The organism is Nocardia sp. CA-135953, assembly GCF_050955735.1.
GTDB lineage: Bacteria > Actinomycetota > Actinomycetes > Mycobacteriales > Mycobacteriaceae > Nocardia.
This window is the reverse complement of the sequence record NZ_CP192082.1, coordinates 5848643-5867012: the sequence shown is the minus strand read 5'-3', so window position 1 is coordinate 5867012 and position 18370 is coordinate 5848643. Positions and strand designations below refer to the sequence as shown.

Sequence of the window (18370 nt, the reverse complement as noted above, 5' to 3'; positions counted from 1 at the left end):
ATGCAGCTTTGCGCTCGCCCCGGCCGGGAGGGGACGGTCGAGCTCACCATAGCCACGGTGGGTGGGATCGGTAACAGAGTCTCCTACAGCTATGTCCGAGCGATACTGCGTCCGGGCGGTCCCCGGACAGCGTTGATGGCACGTGCGAGCTGCGGTTGTAAATCGAGTCGCCGCCACCAGGGTGGTGGCTTCAGGGGTAAGGGGGTTTCATTGGCTACCGTTCTGAAGATGCTGCTGGCGGAGCAGCATCTCAAGAGCCATTCGGATTTCCTGGCCGCGTACGATAGGTGCGCCGCGCAACTCGATCCTCCCATCCCTCCTGGTTACGGGCCAGCGAAGACACAGTTCTACCAATGGCTTTCGGGCAGAATGGTCGGGCTTCCGCGCGACTACCATTGCCGGGTGCTGGTCAGGATGTTCCCTGGCTGGACGATCGAAAGATTGTTTCAGATGGCAGATGCCGCACCAGTCGCAGCTCGCGGGCGCGAGCTGGATTCTCCTGGAACCGACATCGAGTTCGAAGCATTTCTCGGAGCCGAGATGATCACCAGCGGGATCACTCTCGTGTACCCGACCTTCGAACTACCACTGCGGCCTGTGCGAGCATTCGATGCGGCCGAGGCCTCCTATCCGAGTGAATTCGGGAAGGTCCGCGCAGTTGCGGCTGATCATCGCTCGGATGTGCTGGCTGCCTTACCGGAGAAGGAAGTTCGCGGACTGCTATACGTGTTTTCCGCGTTACGGCGCCAACCTGGTCTTGTGACTGATATCCGAGGCGACCGGGAAGTCGTCGCACACGGCGACCGCCCCTATATCAGTTTTGGACTGACTTGCAACGACTGCACACGAATGTATCTCGAAAGCGTCGATCGTCCGCTTTTCACTCTCAATGGAAGTGGTGCTGAAGGCGATTCCCGTTCAGAGCAGTTGGAGTTGACCGATGGTAGCCGGTATGGCTCGACCGGAGGTCGCAGTACCGGTGTCATCGCGCGAGTGCGACCGAGCCCGGATCTGCACCCTGACCGATACTGGATATTCTGCGCGGGTTTAGGCCCGCGTGGTACCACCGGGGCAAGCTGGTATCTCGCCAACTCCTGGAGTCATTTGCAGCGACGTGCCGGTGATCGCGAGTTCGTCGCAGTGGTCGGTGTCGATGAGGACTCCGACGACACGGCCCGCTTGGAGCATCTGCTGATCGAATCGGCACCATGAATCCCAACCCCGATTGTCGTTGTGCTTCATCCGGTTTCCCGCAGGGTGAGGGGGCGCTGGCGTGATGGATGCGTCGGCGATAATCGCGGAATCGGACCCGTCGACGTGCTCGACGACGCAACCCCGACACGCCCAGGTCCCACTTCACATCTCTGCGGCAGTGCCCGTTCTGCGGTGGGCGGATTGTGAGCGCGTCGCGGTAAGGGAGCCCGCGTGAGGATCTCGAGATCCGGGTTGTCGTTTAACGCGAGGCCAGCGCGAACCGCGACCAGTTCCGATAGCTTCTGCCGCATCTCGCGCCGAGTCGTCGGTGCAGCACTCACCAGAGAAGGCTAGCTGTTGTGTTTTTCGCGAGGGAGTACCGACTGGATGGATTGCGGAATCCCGTTGTGTGGCATTGCCTCTCGGTACTACTCGGGCGGTTCGACAGCGCGGTTGCGCGTCGCTCGGCGACCTCGGGGGCGGGAGTACTGCTCAACCTGGCCCCGATCAGCCCGGACGGGTTCACCGCCCTGGTCGCACGGGTCCGTGATGGCGGCGCGGTCGTCTCCACGACACCGACCGTGACGACACCGGGCGACGAGGAGCGAAACGTCCGCGCGGCCACGATCTTCGTCCACCCCGACGCGGACGTGCTCTCGCATCTCGTCGCCCTCATCGACAGCGGCGACCTCCACGTCGAGATCGCCCAGCGCGTGCCGCTGAGCGAACTGCCCGCGATCCACCAGCAGGCCGACGCGGGAGAAATCCACGGCAAGGTCGTGGCCGTCCCACCCGCCGTCTGACGATCCCGCCTCGACTCGCCAACTCCTGAAGTAATCATGCCCCTGAACCTTGATCCCGAGGTCGTCGCGGCCCCCGCCCCCATGGGCGAGGCCATGGCGGCGACCACCTGACCTTTGGTTGGCGACATCTCCGGACGCCGAGCCACGTGGGCCGGAGACGCGGCGCGAACCATTTGATCCGCAGCAAACTCGCCAGCTGAGCAATCCGAGCCCCTGGAATTCGGGCCCCTGGAATTCGGGCCCCCTGGAATTCGGGCCGTGCGCTGACTACAGCCCGAGTCCGTGCGCCAATACCGGCCAGGATGCCTTCAGTTCGTCATCCCAATACCCCCAGGAGTGGGTGCCGTAGGGGCGGCGTTCCACTGTTGCGGGTATCCCCAGGTCCGCGAGGCGGGCAGCCAAGTTCTGGGTGCACTGATCGACCGCCAGTTCGACGATGCCGCCGACCAGGATCTGGTTCGCCAAGGCGATTTCCCCACCACCGCCGACCAGGTGGCGATCGCCGACGTGGTCGTAGGGGCCGGGTGTGCCGTTGCCGCTCGAGAGATAAATGTCCATGCCCCGCAGGCCGGCCGCGTTGACATAGGGATCGTTGGCGATCCACATCGGATCATCGGGCGGGCCGTACATGTTCGCCACGTTGCCGCCGCTGTAGGCCGAGGTGAGACGGACATAGGCCTGGCCGAGCGGGTCGGAGATCGCCGCGCAGCCACTGTAGGAGGCGACCGCCTTGTACAAGCCGGGCTTGGCGATGGGCAATTGCAGGACCGAGGTACCCGACATCGACACTCCGGCAATGGCATTCACCCCGGTGGTGCCGAGTTCGCTGTCGATGAGCGGGGGCAACTCCTCGGTCAGATACGTCCTCCACTTCTGCACTCCGAGATGTGGATCTGGCATGCGCCAGTCCGTGTAGTAAGAGCCCGCGCCGCCCAGAGGCTGCACCACATTGACATTTCTCGCGGTCAGGAACTCGGATGCACCGGTCTCGCGGTCCCACGACGCCTGACCGATTCCTCCACTTCCGCCGCTCAGCAGATACAGCACGGGCCGCGGCACCGAGCTGTCGGCTGCACGATCAACCTTGACCCGATATTCGCTGTTCATCGCCGAGGAGTACACGGTGAGCAACACGTGCCGGTCGTTGACGATGTGAACTTCGGTGATCCGAGAACCATCCGGCGCCATCATCGACGTAGCGGGTGCAGCTGGCAGTCCGATCCCCGGCTCGGCCTCGGCGGTCGGCACGATCGACGTTGCCGCCGCCAAGGTCAAAACTGCAATACCGGCGGCCTTGACCAAAGCCGCACGGGTGATGAGCGAGAGTTCTTGCAACTTCCAGTCCTGCTTCTTCTACGCCGCAGTCAGATTCAGAGCGGCAACTGCTTCATATATATGCACCCGAGGTCTGCCAAGCCGTGAAGGACGGCAGATTCTTCGAGACGGTGAGATTCTCGCATTGGTCTGTCGTGGCCTTGAACGACACCTTGCCGCGCTGGCGCATGTGTGCGAACAACTCCGGTGCGGTCTCGACAACCGTCGCCGACCCGGCACACGCCGGTGACGCGTGCGTCTGCCCGATCGCAGCGGCATGGCTGCCGGGCTGGGGCCGGCCGCGACGGGGATCACCGTGGTTACCCTGGGAGCCGCCGAAGTCGGTGACGCGGGCGGCCCGCTGCTCGTCTCACGATGCGCAAGTCCGTGCTGTGCGCGGTCGTCGCCACCGGTGCGCGGCCGGGAACGGCATCTTGTCACGTTCTCGCTGGTGGAACAGGGGCTGGATGTCCTGTTCGAAGCCGAAGCGGTCAGTAGTCCCAGACGGCCGGAATGCAGCGAAAGGCGTTGCCGGCGGTCGCAACGTGGCAGACGGACGGGAACGGCAAGTGAGTGGCCACCAGCGCCTCGCGGTTGGCCGCCAGCTCTTGTAAGAGACCGACGCGGACGCGGGCAGCCTCCTCGGGGTCGTGTTCGAAACCGTTGAACCAGTCGGGGCGGTCGAACGCGACCTGGAACACCGCGTCTCCGGCGAATGTCAGACGGTCGCCGTCGGATGCCAGACGGACCACGCTGTGCCCGGGGGTGTGTCCGCCGGTGCGACTGGCGACGACCCCTGGCGCCACCTCGTGCTCGGTCTCGAACGGCCGCAGCCGGCTGCGGTACTCCTCGAGGAACCGGGTGGCGGCTGACCGAAGCGCGTCGGGCACTCCCGCCGGCATGGAGGTGTGGGAGAAATCGGGTGACTCCCAGAATTCGGCCTCGGCGGTGGCCACGTGGACTCGCAGGTCCGGACGTAGTCCGTGCCCCAGCCCGTTGCCGAGTAGCCCGCCGATGTGGTCCATGTGCAGGTGGGTGAGTACCACGTCGGTCACGGATGCGGTGTCGATGCCGGCGGCCTTCAGTCGCATGGCCAATCGCCCGGCTTGCTGGAAGTCTGAGAACTCTGAGCCCAGCCCGGCGTCGATGAGCACGGTCTGGTCGCCGCTACGCACCACGACAACGTTCAGCGGCCATTCGAGCACGTCCGGTGGCAGGAACATGTCGTCCAGCCACGCCGCCAGCTCTGCCGAGTCGGCGTTGTAGGCGATCGTCTCGGCTGCGATCGGTAGTACCCCATCGCTGATCACCAGCACTTCGATGTCGCCGACCTGCAGCGCGTAGCGCGACGGAACCAACTCGTCGAGTCCCGGCTTGCCGGACTGTGAGGGGTTGTCCGAGCTCATGATCGTCTCCCTTGGGGTCGTATGTATCTGGGGTCGGTGCCCTGGATGCCCAGGGCGGTGGGGGTAGCTGATTTGTGTTTGCAGTTGTTGTGGCTCGAGAGGAGTGGCTGTCTTGTCGCGCTGAACGCTCCGGCTAACGATCGAGATCCGGTTTGTCGCCGGTTGGGAACCTGATTCCCGCGACGCTCCAAACGTTGGGGCAGCCCGCGCCGAGGAGCGCTTCGGCGATCGCGAGGTCGAGGCTCTTGCTCGCGCGCTGACGCCGGCGGCTGTGCCGCTCGGCTGCGGGTCCATGGTTCGACGTCCCTGGTCAGCTGCCCGCTGCGGTGGCGATAATGTCGGCGACGGCAACGGGCTGGGATACGAGCACGGCGTGTGAGGCGGCGATCTCGGTGGTGTGCGCGCCGATGCGGTCCGCCATGAAGCGCTGCGAAGCGGGCGGGATGATGTTGTCGCCGGTGGGGATCAGGGACCAACTGGGAGTGTTCGACCACGATGTCGGCCCGGACGGCTCGAGGTTGGCCCACAGCGCGGTCGAGTGCTGGTGGGCCAGCATGGTGGCGGCCGTCGCATCGCTGACATCGGGTGCGAACACCCGGTGGAACGCGTCGGCGGCGATGTAGCCGTCGAGGTTCGTGCCGCCGATCGCGTGAGCGTCGTCGACGACCTTGACCTGTAAGACGGGCGGGAGCAGCTGACTGCCGGGGAATCGGATCGGATCCAGTCCCAGCTGGACGGGCTCGCCCTGTGCCGGCGCGAAGGCGGCGACATAGACGAGGGCCTTCACGTTCGGGTTGTGGGTGTTGCTGATCACCGCGCCGCCGTACGAGTGGCCGACGAGCACCACCGGCCCGGAGATCCCGGCGAGGGTCTTCTCGACGGTGGCCGCGTCATAGCTGGGTCCGCGCAATGGGTTGTCGGGGACGGCGACGGTGTAGCCGCGGCCGCGCAACTCGGCGGCGACCGGGTCCCAACTGGTGGTGTCGGCGAAAGCGCCGTGCACCAAGACGACCGTCGGCAATGGTTGGGCGGCGGCCGGACCGGCCAGCGTCGCGGCCGAGGCGGCGACGAGGGCGATCGTGACGAGTGCGGCTCGGGCGAATCGAACAAAGCTCATGGCGTGCTCCCTCGCTGTATGCGCATGACGTGGTCAGGCCGGATCCGGCGGCGATCATCGGATTGTGTCTCGACGCTTTATGCTGCTGCATCGGTAAAGCTTCAAATCCCGCCATTCTGAATCGGCTGGCGGAGTTGGAATGTACGGCTCGGTGTCACGTGCTCTGGTCTGATCGCGGGAGTGGTTGGGATAGTGCGCGGCCGGCGATGAGGGCGGCGGTGGTGCCGGATGCGGCGCAGCCGATCACGATCGACCAGGCTATCGGCCCGAGAGGTACGCAACCGAAGAACCGGTTCACTCCGGGGGTCATGATGATCGTGGCGAGCAGTACGGAGCTGCCTGCCACGGTGGTCCAGACCAGGGGGCTGCGCCGGCCGATCACCAGTGTCTGTCCGAGCTGTGTGCCGACCAGGGCGGCCAGCGCCATGGTTTCCGCGCGGCGGCGTCGGCCGGTGGCGCGGCCGAGCAGCCAGGCCGCGCCGGCGCCGACGGTGGTGCAGGTGCCGCGTACGGCGACCGCTTGCAGGAAGTCGGTGCCGATGCCCGGTGGTGGCCCGAGTGTCGTCTCGGTCGTGTCGCTGTCGTCGGCGGGCCGGGTGTCTGCCAGGGTGATCGCCATTGCCGGCCCGAGGTCGGTGAGTAGGTTGACCACCAGGAATTGCCGGGTGCCGATCGGGGCTCGACCGGACAGCAGGGTGCCCAGGACGGTGAACGCCACCTCACCGGCGTTGCCGCCGACCAGCACGCCGATCGCGTCGCGTACCCGCTGCCACATGCCGCGGCCCTCCGCCAGTGCCTCCTGTAGGACGGTGAGGTCGACGCCTTCGGTAAGGATCAGGTCGGCGGCCTCGCGTGCGGAGACCGATCCTCGGGCGGCCAGCCCGATCCCGACGTCGGCGGTGCGGATGGCGGCCGCGTCGTTGCTGCCGTCGCCTGCCATTGCCACGGTGTGCCCACGCCGCTGGAGCGCGGACACGATGCGTACCTTGTGTTCGGGTGATACCCGCGCGAAAACCGTTGCCTGCTCGATCAGTTCGGCTTGGCCGTCCTCGTCGAGCGCGTCCAGGTCGGCGCCGGTGGCCACTGTGTCGGCGCGGATGTTGAGTTGTTGGGCGACCGCGCGCGCGGTGATGGGGTGATCGCCGGTGATCATCCGCACGCTGATGTCGTTGCGGGCCAGTTCGGCGAGCAGTTCCAAGGCCTGTGGGCGGGGGCTGTCGGCGATGCCGAGGAAGCCGAGGAGGGTGAGTTGCTCGATTTCCTCGGTGACGTCGTGTGGGGCGGCGGCGAAATCGCGGCGTGCGACCACCAGGACCCGCAGCCCTTGGGCGGCCAGTCGCCGCACCGCTGTCTCCGCGTCGCTGCGACACTCGGGTGTGAACGGCGAAACCTGATGGCGGTCCTCGTCATCGATGCGCAGGATCTGATCACAATGTGGCAGGAGCACTTCGGGGGCGCCTTTGACGGCGAGCCGGATGTGCCGTCCGGTGTTGCCCACTGTCGCGGAGTAGCCGCGGAAGCTTTCGAACGGCACTTCGTCGATGGGATCCCAGGTGTGGGGTGGTCTTCGGCCCAGGTGGGTATCGGCTGCCTCGACGACGGCTTGATCGGTGGCGTGTACCAGTGGGGTGTCTTCGGGGTCGGGGCAGGCGCGGGCGGCGGCGCGCAACAGCACCCGCGACCCCGGTGTGCTCGCGAAATGGTCACTGTCCCACTGGTGGTCGAGGTCGGCAAGCGCGACGAGCCGTAACTGGCCTTCGGTGAGGGTGCCGGTCTTGTCGAAGCACATGGTGTCGATGCGGCCGAGCGCTTCGATGGTGCGGCTGGAGCGGACCAGCACGCCGCGTCGGGACAGGCGGCGGGTGGCGGCCAGTTGGGCGACCGTCGCCACCAGTGGTAGCCCCTCGGGGACGGCGGCGACGGCGACGGCCAGACCGTCGGCCAGGGCCGGGCGCAGCGCCAGTCCACGCAGGAAACTGGTGACGGTGACAGCGGTTCCACCACCGAGGGTGAATGGCAGCACTCGTCCGGTCAGGCTGTGCAACTGCTCCTGCACGCCGCCTCTGGGCGGTGGCCCGGCGGCGGCGAGGGCACGGCCGGCCTCGGTTCCGTTTCCGACCGCGACGACCACCGCGCGCGCCTCGCCGCTGACCACGATGCTGCCCTCGAACACCATGCTGGTGCGCTCTGCCAGCGCGGCGCCGGGTGTGGCGGGGGTTTGCTTTTCCACGGTCACCGATTCGCCGGTGAGCCCGGACTCGTCCACCTCGAGCCCGTCGGTTTCCAGTAGCCGGGCATCGGCTGGGACTACCTCGCCGGTGGCGAGCGCGATCACATCACCGGGCAGCAGATCGTCTGCGGGAGTTTCGATTTCGCCGTCTTCGGTGAGTCGGCGAGCGGTCAATCGCTCGCCGAGCAGCAGTTTGTGCAGCGACATGCGGGCGCGGCGGCGCTGCAGGGCCGAGGCTGTGGCGTTGAGCCCCAGCACCATGCCGACAAGCACCGCGTCGGTGGGCGAGCCCAGCAGCGCGGAGGCGACCGCGCCGACACCCAGCAGCGGTGTCATCGGATCGGCCAGCTCGCGGCGCACGTCTGTGACCAGATCGGCGAGAGTCTTTGCGGGAGTGGCCAATCGCTGTGACATGCGGCTGGCGGCGGTGGTGACGTGCGAGCGAGGCAGCGGTGGCGGCCGGTGCGGGGCAGGCAGTCGAGCGGCCACCTCGTCCGGTTCCAGCGCATGCCACGGCACCAGCCGCACCTCGGCCGGTCCGGCCACGCGGGCGGCCCGGCGCGCGGAGTTCAGGCCCGTGGCCCACCCCATCAGGGTGGCCGCCGCGACCGGACCGGTGGCGCGCATTGCCCTGGCCTCAGCGGGACCGGACGCGAGCAGCAGACCGCTGAGCGTGGCCGCCGACAGCGTCAGGACCCGGCCGCGCTCACTGACGTGGCGCGCTGGACCGGCGGCGGCGATTATCTGTCGTACCGAACTCAGATCCGGGCACAACACATCCGCCTGCCACGGGATCCGCGCCGGAGTGCCGGGGCTCAGGGTGGCGATACCGATCGCCAGATCGGCGGCACCTAGAGCGCGATGTGCGTCGGTGCTCACTACCGCCACTACATGTCCTTGCTGCTGCAGTCGCCGTACCAGCTCGGACACCGACCCGCCCGCGGGCACGAATTCGTCTGCACTGGGCCGTAATTCGCCGGTGCCCTCGTCGCCGATAAGTACCACCCGCAGGCCGGCCTGTCGGGCGGTGGCCAAAAGTCCGGCCGCACCCGGGTGTGGCTCGTTACCGATCAGCACCCGCCCGACCACACGTCGGTCCTCATGCAGCAGGTACCAGCGCGGGCCACCGAAATCATCTCCGGGGCCGGGATCGGTGCCAGGTGATTGCGGGGCGTCGTCGGCAGCGACGCCCAGGTGCAGATCCTCGCGCTGGTGCCGAGGTGGTGGCGGGATGGGCAGTTTCTCACCGTTGCACCACAGCAGACGCTGGGCGGCGCTCCATACGTGTTCGACCGGCCAGCTGTCGTCATGGGATTCGGCGTCGAGCACCACGGCCTGCCGACCGCGCAGGGCGTCCCGGTCGATGACCACTGCGGTGACCCGGTCCAGGCGGCGCCACATGAGCGGGTCGAGGGTCAGCACCCCGCGCGCGGCCATGAGGGTCGACAGCGCACCGGCGAAGGTCTCGCGACCAGCTCGCGCCGCCTTCGGCACGCCCGCCGCCACGGCGTCGGCGGCATCGGCGACGTCGCGGCCGCCGGTCAGCGTCGCAGCCGAAGCCAGTGCTGCCGCGCTGCTGACCTGGCTGGTGCAGCGCTCGATCGGTCCATGCGGCAGCGCTACCGGCCGCGGTTCGGGGGGGTCGTATTCGTCGACGTCGGGCAGGTCCGGGTCGGCGATCAGCTGTTCCCAGCGCCGCCACTGCGCGAAGCGAGCGGTGGCCTCGACCAGCCGCACCGCCCGCTGCATCGCATCGGCACACAGGCCGGTCACTTGCGAGTCCAGGGCCTGGCTCAGGGCGTTTCCGACCACGATCACAGTGTCGGCGCGGTGGCGGCCGAGCTGAGCTTCCACGGCGCCGCGCAACCGCGGCTGTCCGTCCACCAATGCCACCGCGCCCCGGAGCACTTGCGCCGGCGGAGGCATCGGGAGCACTCGCCCGGTGACGGCCGCACCGATGCCGATGACATCGCCGGCCAGCTGCAGCGCCGAGGTCAGTACCGGCTCCCGATCGGAGGGGTGCTCGAACCGGCGGTTCCAAGGGGTGTCACTGGTTCCGGCAAGATCTTCGACACGTTCCAGGATCGTTTCCAGCTGTGCCGCGGACAGCCGTTGCGGGTCCGCGGTCACCGTGACCCGTCCAGTGGTGGCATTGACGTGGAACCAGCGCACTTCCGGTTCCTGCTCGAGGTGCTTGCGCACCAACTCGGCCACCCGAGCGTTCTGTGCCGACTGCAACCCGCGAACTTCGGCGTGAATACGGTTGGCATGCACCGTGATCCGCCGCTGCCTCCGCATCCGTCGCGGATCCACAAGGGCGCTCAGTTCCCGGCCGATGCCCTCGGTGAGTTCGGCGGCCATTTCGGCGACTGCTGGGTTCGTCAGCCGCGCTGCCACCGCGACCGGGCGCCGGAGCAATCCCAGCGTGGCCGCGGTCGCCGCCAGGGGCAGCCGGATCGGCGCAGTAGCCAAGCCCTGCAGAGACCCCATCACTTCGCGCGGGTTCGCGCCCGCGCAGAAGCGGCGGCGGTCTTCTTCGGCCGCGTACCTGTACGCCGCCGCGGCTGTGGCTTCTTGGCCGCGGCTTGCTTGCCGGATTCGGTTCTTGTGTGCCGCAGCAAGTAGGCCGCACCCGCGATCCCGCTCGCTGCCACAGCCACTGGCCATTCGACCAGCCCCGTCACACCCGCCGCGACGACGCCGAGCACAGTCGCGGTCGATACGTCGATCCCACTACGAGCGCCGGAGACAGCGCCCTCGACCGTGCCGCGCGCTGCACCGGTAACCGCGCCGACCGCGGCTCCACCGGCCGCTTCGACCACATGGACAGTCGCCGATGCCGTAGCCCCCAGCTTTTCCACGGTGCCCGATGCAACGCTCATCATCCACACCTCAGTCGTAGTAGGTAGCGGTAAACTTCCCTCCTGCGGAAACCAGTGCGTTGCCAGCATACTCGTGATTCCATTTTCCTTGATGGCCGAATCAGTCCGCATGGCGGAGACCGAAACGCGCGCGTTCGAGTCTCTCATCGCTGGCGCAGACGAAAAGGCGAGGTAAACGACGGCGTCGGCACGGTCTTATAGATGCGGTGACGGAGTTTCAGCCACTCAACCCGTCTGAATTGCCAACAGATTGCTAACAACCCGAACACGACGGCGCCCCCGCCCCACATCGAGGTGATCGGCTCCGTCACGGAGGCACCGAAGATGCCGGATGGCGCTGAAGCTATGACGATCCTGGATACTCTCCCCCTCGATGCGAGGGTTCACCACCGCATCGGCATTCCGGTCCGGCCTACGGCTACGTCATCGAGGGCGAGATGCTCTTCGAGCTGGAAGGCGAGCCTCCGCGGGTGATCGAGGCGGGTCAAACATTCTGGGAGCCGGGTGGGGACGTCATCCACTACCAGGATGGGAACAACCTCGATCAACACTCACCGGCAGGTCCGACACCATGACCCGAGTTGTAGTTATCGGCGGTCCTGACCGGTACTCAGGTGGTTGTCGACGTATCGAACTCGCCGTCGTTCGACGATGATCCGGTGCTCGAATTCTTCACCACCTCGACCCGAAACCTCCTTGCGGAGGAGAAGGCGGCCGGTGCGGGCCACCACGTCACGCTGTCGGTGGTAGTGCGACTCCCTCGACAAATATCTACAACGGATTTCAGGCGCGGAACACTTGCTCGACAGTTGTATTTCGTTGTTGTGCTGGATGGAGATCAGCGAGGTCGATCAGAACTGTTCAGATCCGGCGGTCGAGTGAGATGCTGGTCCGCTTTTGTTCGGCGAAGGCCTGTATGTCGTCGTCGGGGGCCAATTCCTCGGCACGGTAGCCGATCGCACTGACGATGCTGCCGCGGACAACATCGTAAGTGTCGGTGTAGTAGAGCACTCGGCTCACCCGGGTGTAGGCCGGATTGGTGCCGCGGTCGGTGCCAGAGAGGTTTATGTTGGCGGTGAACCAACCCGACCGGGCTGCCAGCAGTGTCGTGAGAACCCGAGCGGCCGCGTCGGGAACCCAGGCCCATTCCCAGCTGTCCGGCTCGGCCCATGGCCCACCGACCTCACGCGACAGCGCGATTCCGGATACGCCACGCGCTCCCGCTTCGAGCACGGCGCCGTAGGTGCCGCTGACATTCAGTGTGCCGCCGAGGTTCTCACCCGCGTTCACTCCGCTGAGGCACAAGTCGACTGGCGGCACTACCCCGGAGGTCAGCGCGAAGATCACACAGGCCGCGGGTGTAGACCCCAGGTGGATCGTGGGTATTCCGGCGACCGGTTCGGCCCACGCCCAATCGACGGGAACGCCGCTGCGCCGTGACTGTCCGGCGCCCGACATCGGTCCGCTCGGTGCAACCACAGTCGCGTCCAGACCGAGCGCGCGCACGCTTTCCGCTAACGCCCGTAGTCCAGGCGCGCGATAGCCGTCATCGTTGGTGATCAGCAGGTGCATCGCTAGCCTCCACTCGGGCTCCGGTCACCGGATCGAAAAGGTGCAGACGGTCCACCGGAACACTCGCCTGGACCCGCTGCCCGACGGCAGGTGCTGGGCCGGTCGCGGGCACCGTCACAGCCCATCGGCCCGACGCGCCGGTGCACTGCACGATTTTTGCGTCCCCGGTGAACTCGACGAGGTCGACCACGCCGTGGACGACCAACCCCGGCTGCCGGTTCGCACCGTCAGGCACGAGCATCCCGTCGCCTGGCCGCCAGCCCAGCCGTACTTCGACCGGCGCATGTGGTATCGGGCTCAGGAGCCGTGCCTCGAGACCCGGCCCCGTCAGCTCGTCACCGGTGTCGCTCATCGTCACCTCGGCCACGTTCATGGGTGGGCTGCCCAGGAACGTCGCGACAAAAAGATCGAGCGGGCGCCGGTACACTTCGGCTGGGCTGCCGACCTGCAGCACCCGGGCGTCGTTCATGACGACCAGGTGAGTAGCCATCGACAAGGCTTCGAGCTGGTCATGAGTAACCAGGACAACTGTATTGCCGAGCTCGCGGTGCAGCCGGACCAATTCCACCCGCGCCTGCTGGCGAAGCTGGGCGTCCAGCGCGGATAGCGGCTCGTCGAGCAGCAACACCTTCGGTTGCCGTACGATCGCTCGGGCCAGACCGACGCGCTGTCGTTGACCACCCGATAGTTGCGCCGGACGGCGGTGGCGCAGTTCGGTGAGCCCGAGGCTCTCGCATGCATACGCCACGCGTCGCTCTATCTCGGTCCGGTCCAAACCGGAATTGCGGTTGTGCTTGGCCTCCAGCCGCAGGCCGAAGGCGATGTTGCGCTCGACCGTCATGTGCGGGTACAGCGCGAAGTCTTGGAACACCATCGAGACACCGCGGCGCCCCGGCGCGTAGTCGGTGACGTCGGTGCCGTCGATCAGCACCCGCCCCGTCGTGGGACTGATCAGACCGGACACGATTCCCAGCGCAGTCGATTTCCCGCATCCAGATGGGCCAACCAGCACGGTCAGCGACTTACCCGGCACGTGCAGGTGATCCACGGCGAGGGCCGGGTGGTCGTCGCCGTATCGCTTGGAAATACCGTCGAGCACCACACCGGCCGAGAGATCGAGCTCGGTACTCGGCACGTGAGGCTCGGTCAGACTGACACTGGTCATTTCGATCACCGCAATCCTGAATGAAGGAAGGCGTCCGCAATCCGTCGCGCCGCCAGAACATAGATCACTACGACTGGCAGCGAGGCCAGCATCGCGGCCGCCAACATCGGCCCGAACTGGGGGTTCTCGGGGCCGACGAACAGCGCCAGACCCGGCTGGATGGTGGTGTCCTCGGGATTCGGCATCACCAGCAGCGGCCACAGGTATTCGTTCCACGTGTTGATGAACAGCAGGATCGCGACGGCACCCAGGCCCGGGCGCAGCAACCCGAGCACGACGTGGCACAGGATCTCCCAGGACGTCGCGCCCTCCAAAACCGCCGCGCCGATCAGCGACGGCGGCACCGAACGGATGTGGTCGCGCAGCAGCAGCACCGCGAGCGCGCTGACCCCCAACTGTGGGATAACCAAGCCGATCGGGCTGCCCTGCCAACCGAATCGCGCCGTCATCAGGAACTGCGGAATGATCAGCGCCTGCGGCGGGATCAGCAGCGCGACACCGACGGCGGCCAACACCAGACCGCGGCCGCGCGCCTTGTCGAACCGCACCAGCGCGTAGGCCGCGGGCAGCGCCACCACCATTGTCGCGATGGTCACACCCGCAGCCATCAGCAATGTGTTGAGCAGCAACCGGCCAATCGGGAACCGGCCCAGCGCCAACTGGTAGTTCTCCAGGCTGGCCGGCCACGGAATCGGACTCAGGTCGAAGATCGTCGTCATGGGTTTGAACGACGTGGCCAACGCCAACGCCACCGGAAGCAGCATCAGCACGATTGCTGTGATCAGCAGTAGTTGCCGTCCCACCGCGTTATCGCGTCGCACGGAATCTCCTCGACAGCAGGGAGTAGGTGGTCAGGAGCAACCCGAACGTGAGCGCGATGACGATGGCCGCTGCGGAGGCCGTGCCTGCGTCGAAAAAGGTGAACCCGTAGGTGTAGAGCCGGTAGTACACGTTGTCGGTGGCTCCGCTGGGTCCGCCCTTGGTGAGGACACCGATATTGGTGAACAGCCATGGCCATACGACCACCATGGACAGCAGTCCGAGCAATATGATCGGTCGCCGGAGTTGGGGGACGATGATCGCCCGGGTGATCTCCCCCTTAGTGGCGTCGTCCAGGCGGGCGGCGTCGACGGTCCGGCGGTCCACATTCGCCAACGCCGCGCCGAACAGCAGCGTGTTGAGCGCGACCACCTTCGGCACCGTGACGGCCACCACAGTTGGTAGCGCGGTGGCCGGATCACCGAGCCAGTTCACGCGCTCCGCGCCCAGGCCCTCGAGCACCTGGTTCAAAATCCCGTGCAACGGATCGAGGATGAACTGCCAGGCGAGCGCATTGGCCACCGGCGCGAGGACAACCGGCAGGAACAGCAGCGTGCGGTAGAACTCGCTGGTGCGGCCGGGATGCTTCCATAGCGCGATGGCCAGTGCGCAGGGAACGACGGTGGCGAACGGCAGTATGTATAGCGCGTATCGAAAGGTGTTCCAGGCTGCGTTGCCGAATTCCGGCTGGGTGATCAGGGTTTCGTAGTTGTCGAGTCCGTTCCATTCGATGTTGGGGGAGACCATGTTCCAATCCAGCAAGCTGAGCACCGCGGTGAATACGAGCGGACCGTAGACCCAGACCAAGAGCGAAACCATTGTCGGCGAGAAGTACAGCCAGGCCACGGCCGACTCGGCCGCGCGCTGGCGCCGCGGTGTGGACAGCACGGTGAGCGTCATGACCGGGTCCGCACCTCGAGCAGTCCCCGGGTAGTCGCGAGTGCCTCTGCGTAGTACCGGGCATGCCGCATTTCGATGATGATCGCCGGGTCTCGTGGGAAGGGGGTGGCGAGTACGTCTGCCAGCGGGATCGTTCCCCATCCGGGCGGCAGGTGCAGGTCGCCTTCGCCGAGCAGTTCCAGTTCGTACGGATTGGCGTCGGGCTGGCGCGGCATCCGGCCGAAGTTGTCGTGCAGGTGGACATGCCCGACGATCGGTGCCACCTCCTGCACCGCCGCCAGGTAGTCGTAGCGCAGGTAGCGCGCTGCTAGATAGGCGTGGCCGACATCGAGGCACATCGACACTTGTGGATGGTCGATCGCCTGGACCTGCTCGGCGACCAGGTCTAGCCGCATTCCATAGGACCGGCGGGTGAGTACCGCCGAGGTCGGGGCCCGATTCTCGACCGCGATCATGATCCCAAGGGTGCCCGCCTCGTCGGCGAGGGCGCGCAGCATTGTCCGCTCGGTGGCCATGCCGGTGGTCAGTGCGTCACCGTCGCTGTACAGGTTTGGCAGTACTCCGGCGTGATAGACCAGCACTTCGGCGCCGATCGCGCCGGCTATCTGCAGATCCGCCAGCAGGCCCTGACGCTGCGTGGCAGCGGATCCGGTGTCGAGCAGGTTGCCGGTGCGACCGGAGGAATGCCACGAGCTGTGCAGGGTCAGCCGTAGCGGGCAGTCGGCCAGCGCGTCCCGCAGTTCCTCGACCCGGGCGCGCTGTACCTTTCCGCCGATGACAACTCCGAGGCCGCAACCGCCGAGTTCGGCGTAGTCGAATCCCGCGGCCGCGACTTCATCGAGGTAGCAGCGCATCTCCTCGAAATCGGATTTCAGGAGTTGCTTGCCCGCCCATGGGTTGACTGTCAAACCGATCTTGATCGGGACTTCTCCGTCACTCGGGGCGCTGAACGGTGTTGTATCGGTGGAAAGTTGGTGTGACATTTGATGTCTCTCTGCAGCAGGGCGCATCTTCGGAGCTGCCCGGGGCCGGGGCTTGGTGACTCAGTTGAGCGAGCGGATCTTCACGGCGGCAGCACGCAGCGTTGCCGCCGGGTCGGCGCCGCGCAACACGATCGGCTCGACGGCCTCGTCCTGGAGGACAACCACGCCCTGGTTGGACTGCTTGCCGGGGAAGGCCGTGTACGGGACGAGATCGGCCAGTTGGTGCACGGCCGATCCAAGACGTGGGTCCGCAGCGGATGCGGCCGACGTGCGCAGCGGCAGATAGCCCATCTGTGAGGCGATCAACTTGAAGCTCTCGTCATTGGTGAGGAACTGCACGAACTTCCACGAGGCTTGCGCCTTGGCGCTGTCCTTGGCCAGGATCGTCAGGCCGGAGCCGGAGAAGGTGGGCCGGGCCGGTAGGTTGTCGAAGGTGGGGAACGGCGCCACCTGCAGGCCGAACTTGCCCTTGGCCGCCTGGTCGAGCGTCAGCAGCCCGCCCGCGGTGGTGATCAGCATGCCGAGCTTGCCAGAGCTGAAAGCGCTTTGCGCCGACGCGAAGTCAACAGCGGGCTGCGCACCGGACTTGGTCAGGTCCTGGACCGTGGACAGAGCAGTGATCACCGGTGCTGAGTCCACCGTGATCTCGCCGCTGCCCGAAACCAGTGCGCCACCGGCGCTGTTGACCAGCGACTGGGTCAGATAGTCGGACTTGCCTGGGTCAGCAGCGGAGACATACACGCCCTCGGCGTCCGTCTTTTCCGTGATAGCCAGCGCGGCCTGCTTCAGTTGCGCCATCGTCTTCGGCGGCTGGCTGGGATCCAGGCCCGCGGCGCGGAATAGGTCGGCGTTGTAGAAGATCACCGGGGTTGCCATCAGGAATGGCATCGAGACCGGCTTCTTCGCACCGGCGGTCGGGGTGGCTTTCAGCACCGACGGGACGAAACCTGCCATGGTCGTCTGCCAGTCATCCGCCGAGGTGATGTCCTCGAAGGAGCGCAACGGCAACGTCTTCGAGGCCTGCGCGACCTTGCTCCAGCCGATCTGCGCGACGTCGGGCGGGTTGCCCGCGACAACTTCGCTCTGCAGTTTGGTCAGCGCGTCGGCCACCGGCACCGATTGCGGGTGCACCGTGATGTTCGGGTTGGCTGCCTCGAAGTCGGCGATGAGTTTCTTGAGCCCGTCACCGACGGGATTGGCCTGGCCGTAGGTGTAGGACAGGAACGTGATGGTCACAGGACCGCTGGGAGCGGTGGTGGCGTTGTTCTGACCGCAGGCGGCCAGCAGTGCGGTGACCGCGACGAGCGCGATCCCCAATCGGGCCCGCAGGCCGTAGTGGTGGGATTTCATGATCGGCTTTCTCTGGAAAGAGGCATTCGGATCGGGCGGCGGCGGAGTCGGCGACTGTCGTGCGGTGGTCGTCATTTCAGGGTTCCTCTGTCTACCCGAATTCGATCGAAACACCACTGGGCCACATGATTTGCTGTCACCGAAATATTCGGAATTTGCGATGCATGCTTGGACGATGGACAAGGCATCGCCGCTGGTCGGTGTCAGGCCGCCACCTCTCGCGTACGGCACATCGGAGTCTTCCATCAGACCGCCGAGCACAGCAACGTGAAACCAACTATTGATCAAATGCCATTCGAGATGGATCGGACGCCTTTGTGTTCAGGTAGGCCGGTGAGGGCTAACGATTAGGCTGGACGTCATGTCGGCGTCAGGGGTTTCCGCAGCACAATGTTCACGGTGTTGTGGTAGTCGCGGCGAGAAGCGCGGGGATCATTTGGCTTTCGCCTACATAATCGGCGGTGCTCATGGTGCCGTGATCGCGGTAGCCGCGAAGTGAGGTGAATATGCCGGGCGGCGGCAGGAATTCGTCCAACACTCACCTGCCATTCATCGTCACGTACCACGATGATGCGCGATGCCGCTATACAGGCCGGTATCGCAGACGAGTCACGTACGAATCACGCGAGGCACAC

Annotated in this window: 13 protein-coding genes and 2 pseudogenes; 4 read left to right on the top strand and 11 right to left on the bottom strand. The window is 66.1% G+C overall.

What is annotated here, in order from left to right; all coding sequences use genetic code 11:
• The first annotated feature begins 210 nt into the window (after nucleotides 1-210).
• Both ACQPXH_RS26915 and ACQPXH_RS26910 read left to right on the top strand, forming a co-directional pair.
• Nucleotides 211-1212, top strand: coding sequence for a hypothetical protein (locus tag ACQPXH_RS26915; RefSeq protein WP_433599263.1), 1002 nt, complete (start codon nucleotides 211-213; stop codon nucleotides 1210-1212).
• A gap of 341 nt (nucleotides 1213-1553) precedes the next feature.
• Nucleotides 1554-1997: a zinc-binding dehydrogenase gene (locus ACQPXH_RS26910; RefSeq protein ID WP_433599262.1), complete on the top strand. Its 444-nt coding sequence runs from the start codon at nucleotides 1554-1556 to the stop codon at nucleotides 1995-1997.
• A 267-nt stretch (nucleotides 1998-2264) separates the two neighbouring features.
• Here the strand turns inward: ACQPXH_RS26910 and ACQPXH_RS26905 are convergent, their stop codons facing one another.
• From ACQPXH_RS26905 to ACQPXH_RS26885, 5 genes are all read right to left on the bottom strand, one after another.
• Entirely contained in the window at nucleotides 2265-3332 is a 1068-nt protein-coding gene (locus ACQPXH_RS26905) for an alpha/beta hydrolase (protein WP_433599261.1), read from the bottom strand.
• A gap of 470 nt (nucleotides 3333-3802) precedes the next feature.
• A complete protein-coding gene (locus ACQPXH_RS26900; protein WP_433599260.1) occupies nucleotides 3803-4717 on the bottom strand; it encodes an MBL fold metallo-hydrolase in 915 nt (304 codons plus the stop codon).
• A gap of 310 nt (nucleotides 4718-5027) precedes the next feature.
• Complete coding sequence (locus tag ACQPXH_RS26895; protein ID WP_433599259.1) at nucleotides 5028-5834, bottom strand: alpha/beta fold hydrolase; 807 nt, start codon at nucleotides 5832-5834, stop codon at nucleotides 5028-5030.
• 154 nt (nucleotides 5835-5988) lie between these two features.
• The gene (locus ACQPXH_RS26890) at nucleotides 5989-10554 is read right to left on the bottom strand and encodes an HAD-IC family P-type ATPase (protein ID WP_433599258.1); all 4566 of its coding nucleotides are present in this window, start codon (nucleotides 10552-10554) and stop codon (nucleotides 5989-5991) included.
• Nucleotides 10554-10946 (bottom strand): hypothetical protein, encoded by a 393-nt coding sequence (locus ACQPXH_RS26885; protein ID WP_433599257.1) that lies wholly within the window; start codon nucleotides 10944-10946, stop codon nucleotides 10554-10556. Before ACQPXH_RS26885 ends, ACQPXH_RS26890 begins: the two co-directional genes overlap by 1 nt.
• A 324-nt stretch (nucleotides 10947-11270) precedes the next feature.
• On the opposite strand from ACQPXH_RS26885, the pseudogene ACQPXH_RS26880 reads away from it, so the two are divergent.
• Nucleotides 11271-11485: pseudogene (locus tag ACQPXH_RS26880) on the top strand (cupin domain-containing protein); the annotation flags it as partial.
• Nucleotides 11486-11551: 66 nt separating this feature from the next.
• Nucleotides 11552-11695, top strand: a pseudogene (locus ACQPXH_RS26875) (NmrA family transcriptional regulator); the annotation flags it as partial.
• A 112-nt stretch (nucleotides 11696-11807) separates the two neighbouring features.
• Here ACQPXH_RS26875 and surE read toward each other — a convergent pair.
• The 6 genes from surE to ACQPXH_RS26845 are packed head-to-tail and all read right to left on the bottom strand — an operon-like array spanning nucleotide 11808 to nucleotide 17810.
• Nucleotides 11808-12518: a 5'/3'-nucleotidase SurE gene (gene surE / locus ACQPXH_RS26870; protein ID WP_433599256.1), complete on the bottom strand. Its 711-nt coding sequence runs from the start codon at nucleotides 12516-12518 to the stop codon at nucleotides 11808-11810.
• Nucleotides 12493-13683 carry an ABC transporter ATP-binding protein gene (locus ACQPXH_RS26865; protein ID WP_433599255.1) on the bottom strand — a complete coding sequence of 397 codons (1191 nt, stop codon included), beginning with the start codon at nucleotides 13681-13683 and terminating at the stop codon, nucleotides 12493-12495. Before ACQPXH_RS26865 ends, surE begins: the two co-directional genes overlap by 26 nt.
• A 5-nt stretch (nucleotides 13684-13688) precedes the next feature.
• Nucleotides 13689-14504 carry a carbohydrate ABC transporter permease gene (locus tag ACQPXH_RS26860; protein ID WP_433599254.1) on the bottom strand — a complete coding sequence of 272 codons (816 nt, stop codon included), beginning with the start codon at nucleotides 14502-14504 and terminating at the stop codon, nucleotides 13689-13691.
• A complete protein-coding gene (locus tag ACQPXH_RS26855) occupies nucleotides 14491-15402 on the bottom strand; it encodes a carbohydrate ABC transporter permease (protein WP_433599253.1) in 912 nt (303 codons plus the stop codon). Before ACQPXH_RS26855 ends, ACQPXH_RS26860 begins: the two co-directional genes overlap by 14 nt.
• Nucleotides 15399-16385, bottom strand: a complete 987-nt coding sequence (locus ACQPXH_RS26850) for a sugar phosphate isomerase/epimerase family protein (RefSeq protein WP_433599252.1) — start codon at nucleotides 16383-16385, stop codon at nucleotides 15399-15401. The genes ACQPXH_RS26855 and ACQPXH_RS26850 overlap by 4 nt, the downstream gene beginning before the upstream one ends.
• A 60-nt stretch (nucleotides 16386-16445) precedes the next feature.
• Entirely contained in the window at nucleotides 16446-17810 is a 1365-nt protein-coding gene (locus ACQPXH_RS26845; RefSeq protein ID WP_433599251.1) for an ABC transporter substrate-binding protein, read from the bottom strand.
• Nucleotides 17811-18370: the final 560 nt, after the last annotated feature.

What these genes read in the sequence shown, in the direction of transcription:
- ACQPXH_RS26895 (WP_433599259.1), bottom strand. Translation starts at nt 5,834, where the DNA reads ATGAGCTTTGTTCGATTCGCCCGAGCCGCACTCGTCACGATCGCCCTC.
- ACQPXH_RS26845 (WP_433599251.1), bottom strand. Translation starts at nt 17,810, where the DNA reads ATGACGACCACCGCACGACAGTCGCCGACTCCGCCGCCGCCCGATCCG.
- ACQPXH_RS26850 (WP_433599252.1), bottom strand. Translation starts at nt 16,385, where the DNA reads ATGTCACACCAACTTTCCACCGATACAACACCGTTCAGCGCCCCGAGT.
- ACQPXH_RS26890 (WP_433599258.1), bottom strand. Translation starts at nt 10,554, where the DNA reads ATGGGGTCTCTGCAGGGCTTGGCTACTGCGCCGATCCGGCTGCCCCTG.
- ACQPXH_RS26900 (WP_433599260.1), bottom strand. Translation starts at nt 4,717, where the DNA reads ATGAGCTCGGACAACCCCTCACAGTCCGGCAAGCCGGGACTCGACGAG.
- ACQPXH_RS26855 (WP_433599253.1), bottom strand. Translation starts at nt 15,402, where the DNA reads ATGACGCTCACCGTGCTGTCCACACCGCGGCGCCAGCGCGCGGCCGAG.
- ACQPXH_RS26885 (WP_433599257.1), bottom strand. Translation starts at nt 10,946, where the DNA reads ATGAGCGTTGCATCGGGCACCGTGGAAAAGCTGGGGGCTACGGCATCG.
- surE (WP_433599256.1), bottom strand. Translation starts at nt 12,518, where the DNA reads ATGCACCTGCTGATCACCAACGATGACGGCTATCGCGCGCCTGGACTA.
- ACQPXH_RS26865 (WP_433599255.1), bottom strand. Translation starts at nt 13,683, where the DNA reads ATGACCAGTGTCAGTCTGACCGAGCCTCACGTGCCGAGTACCGAGCTC.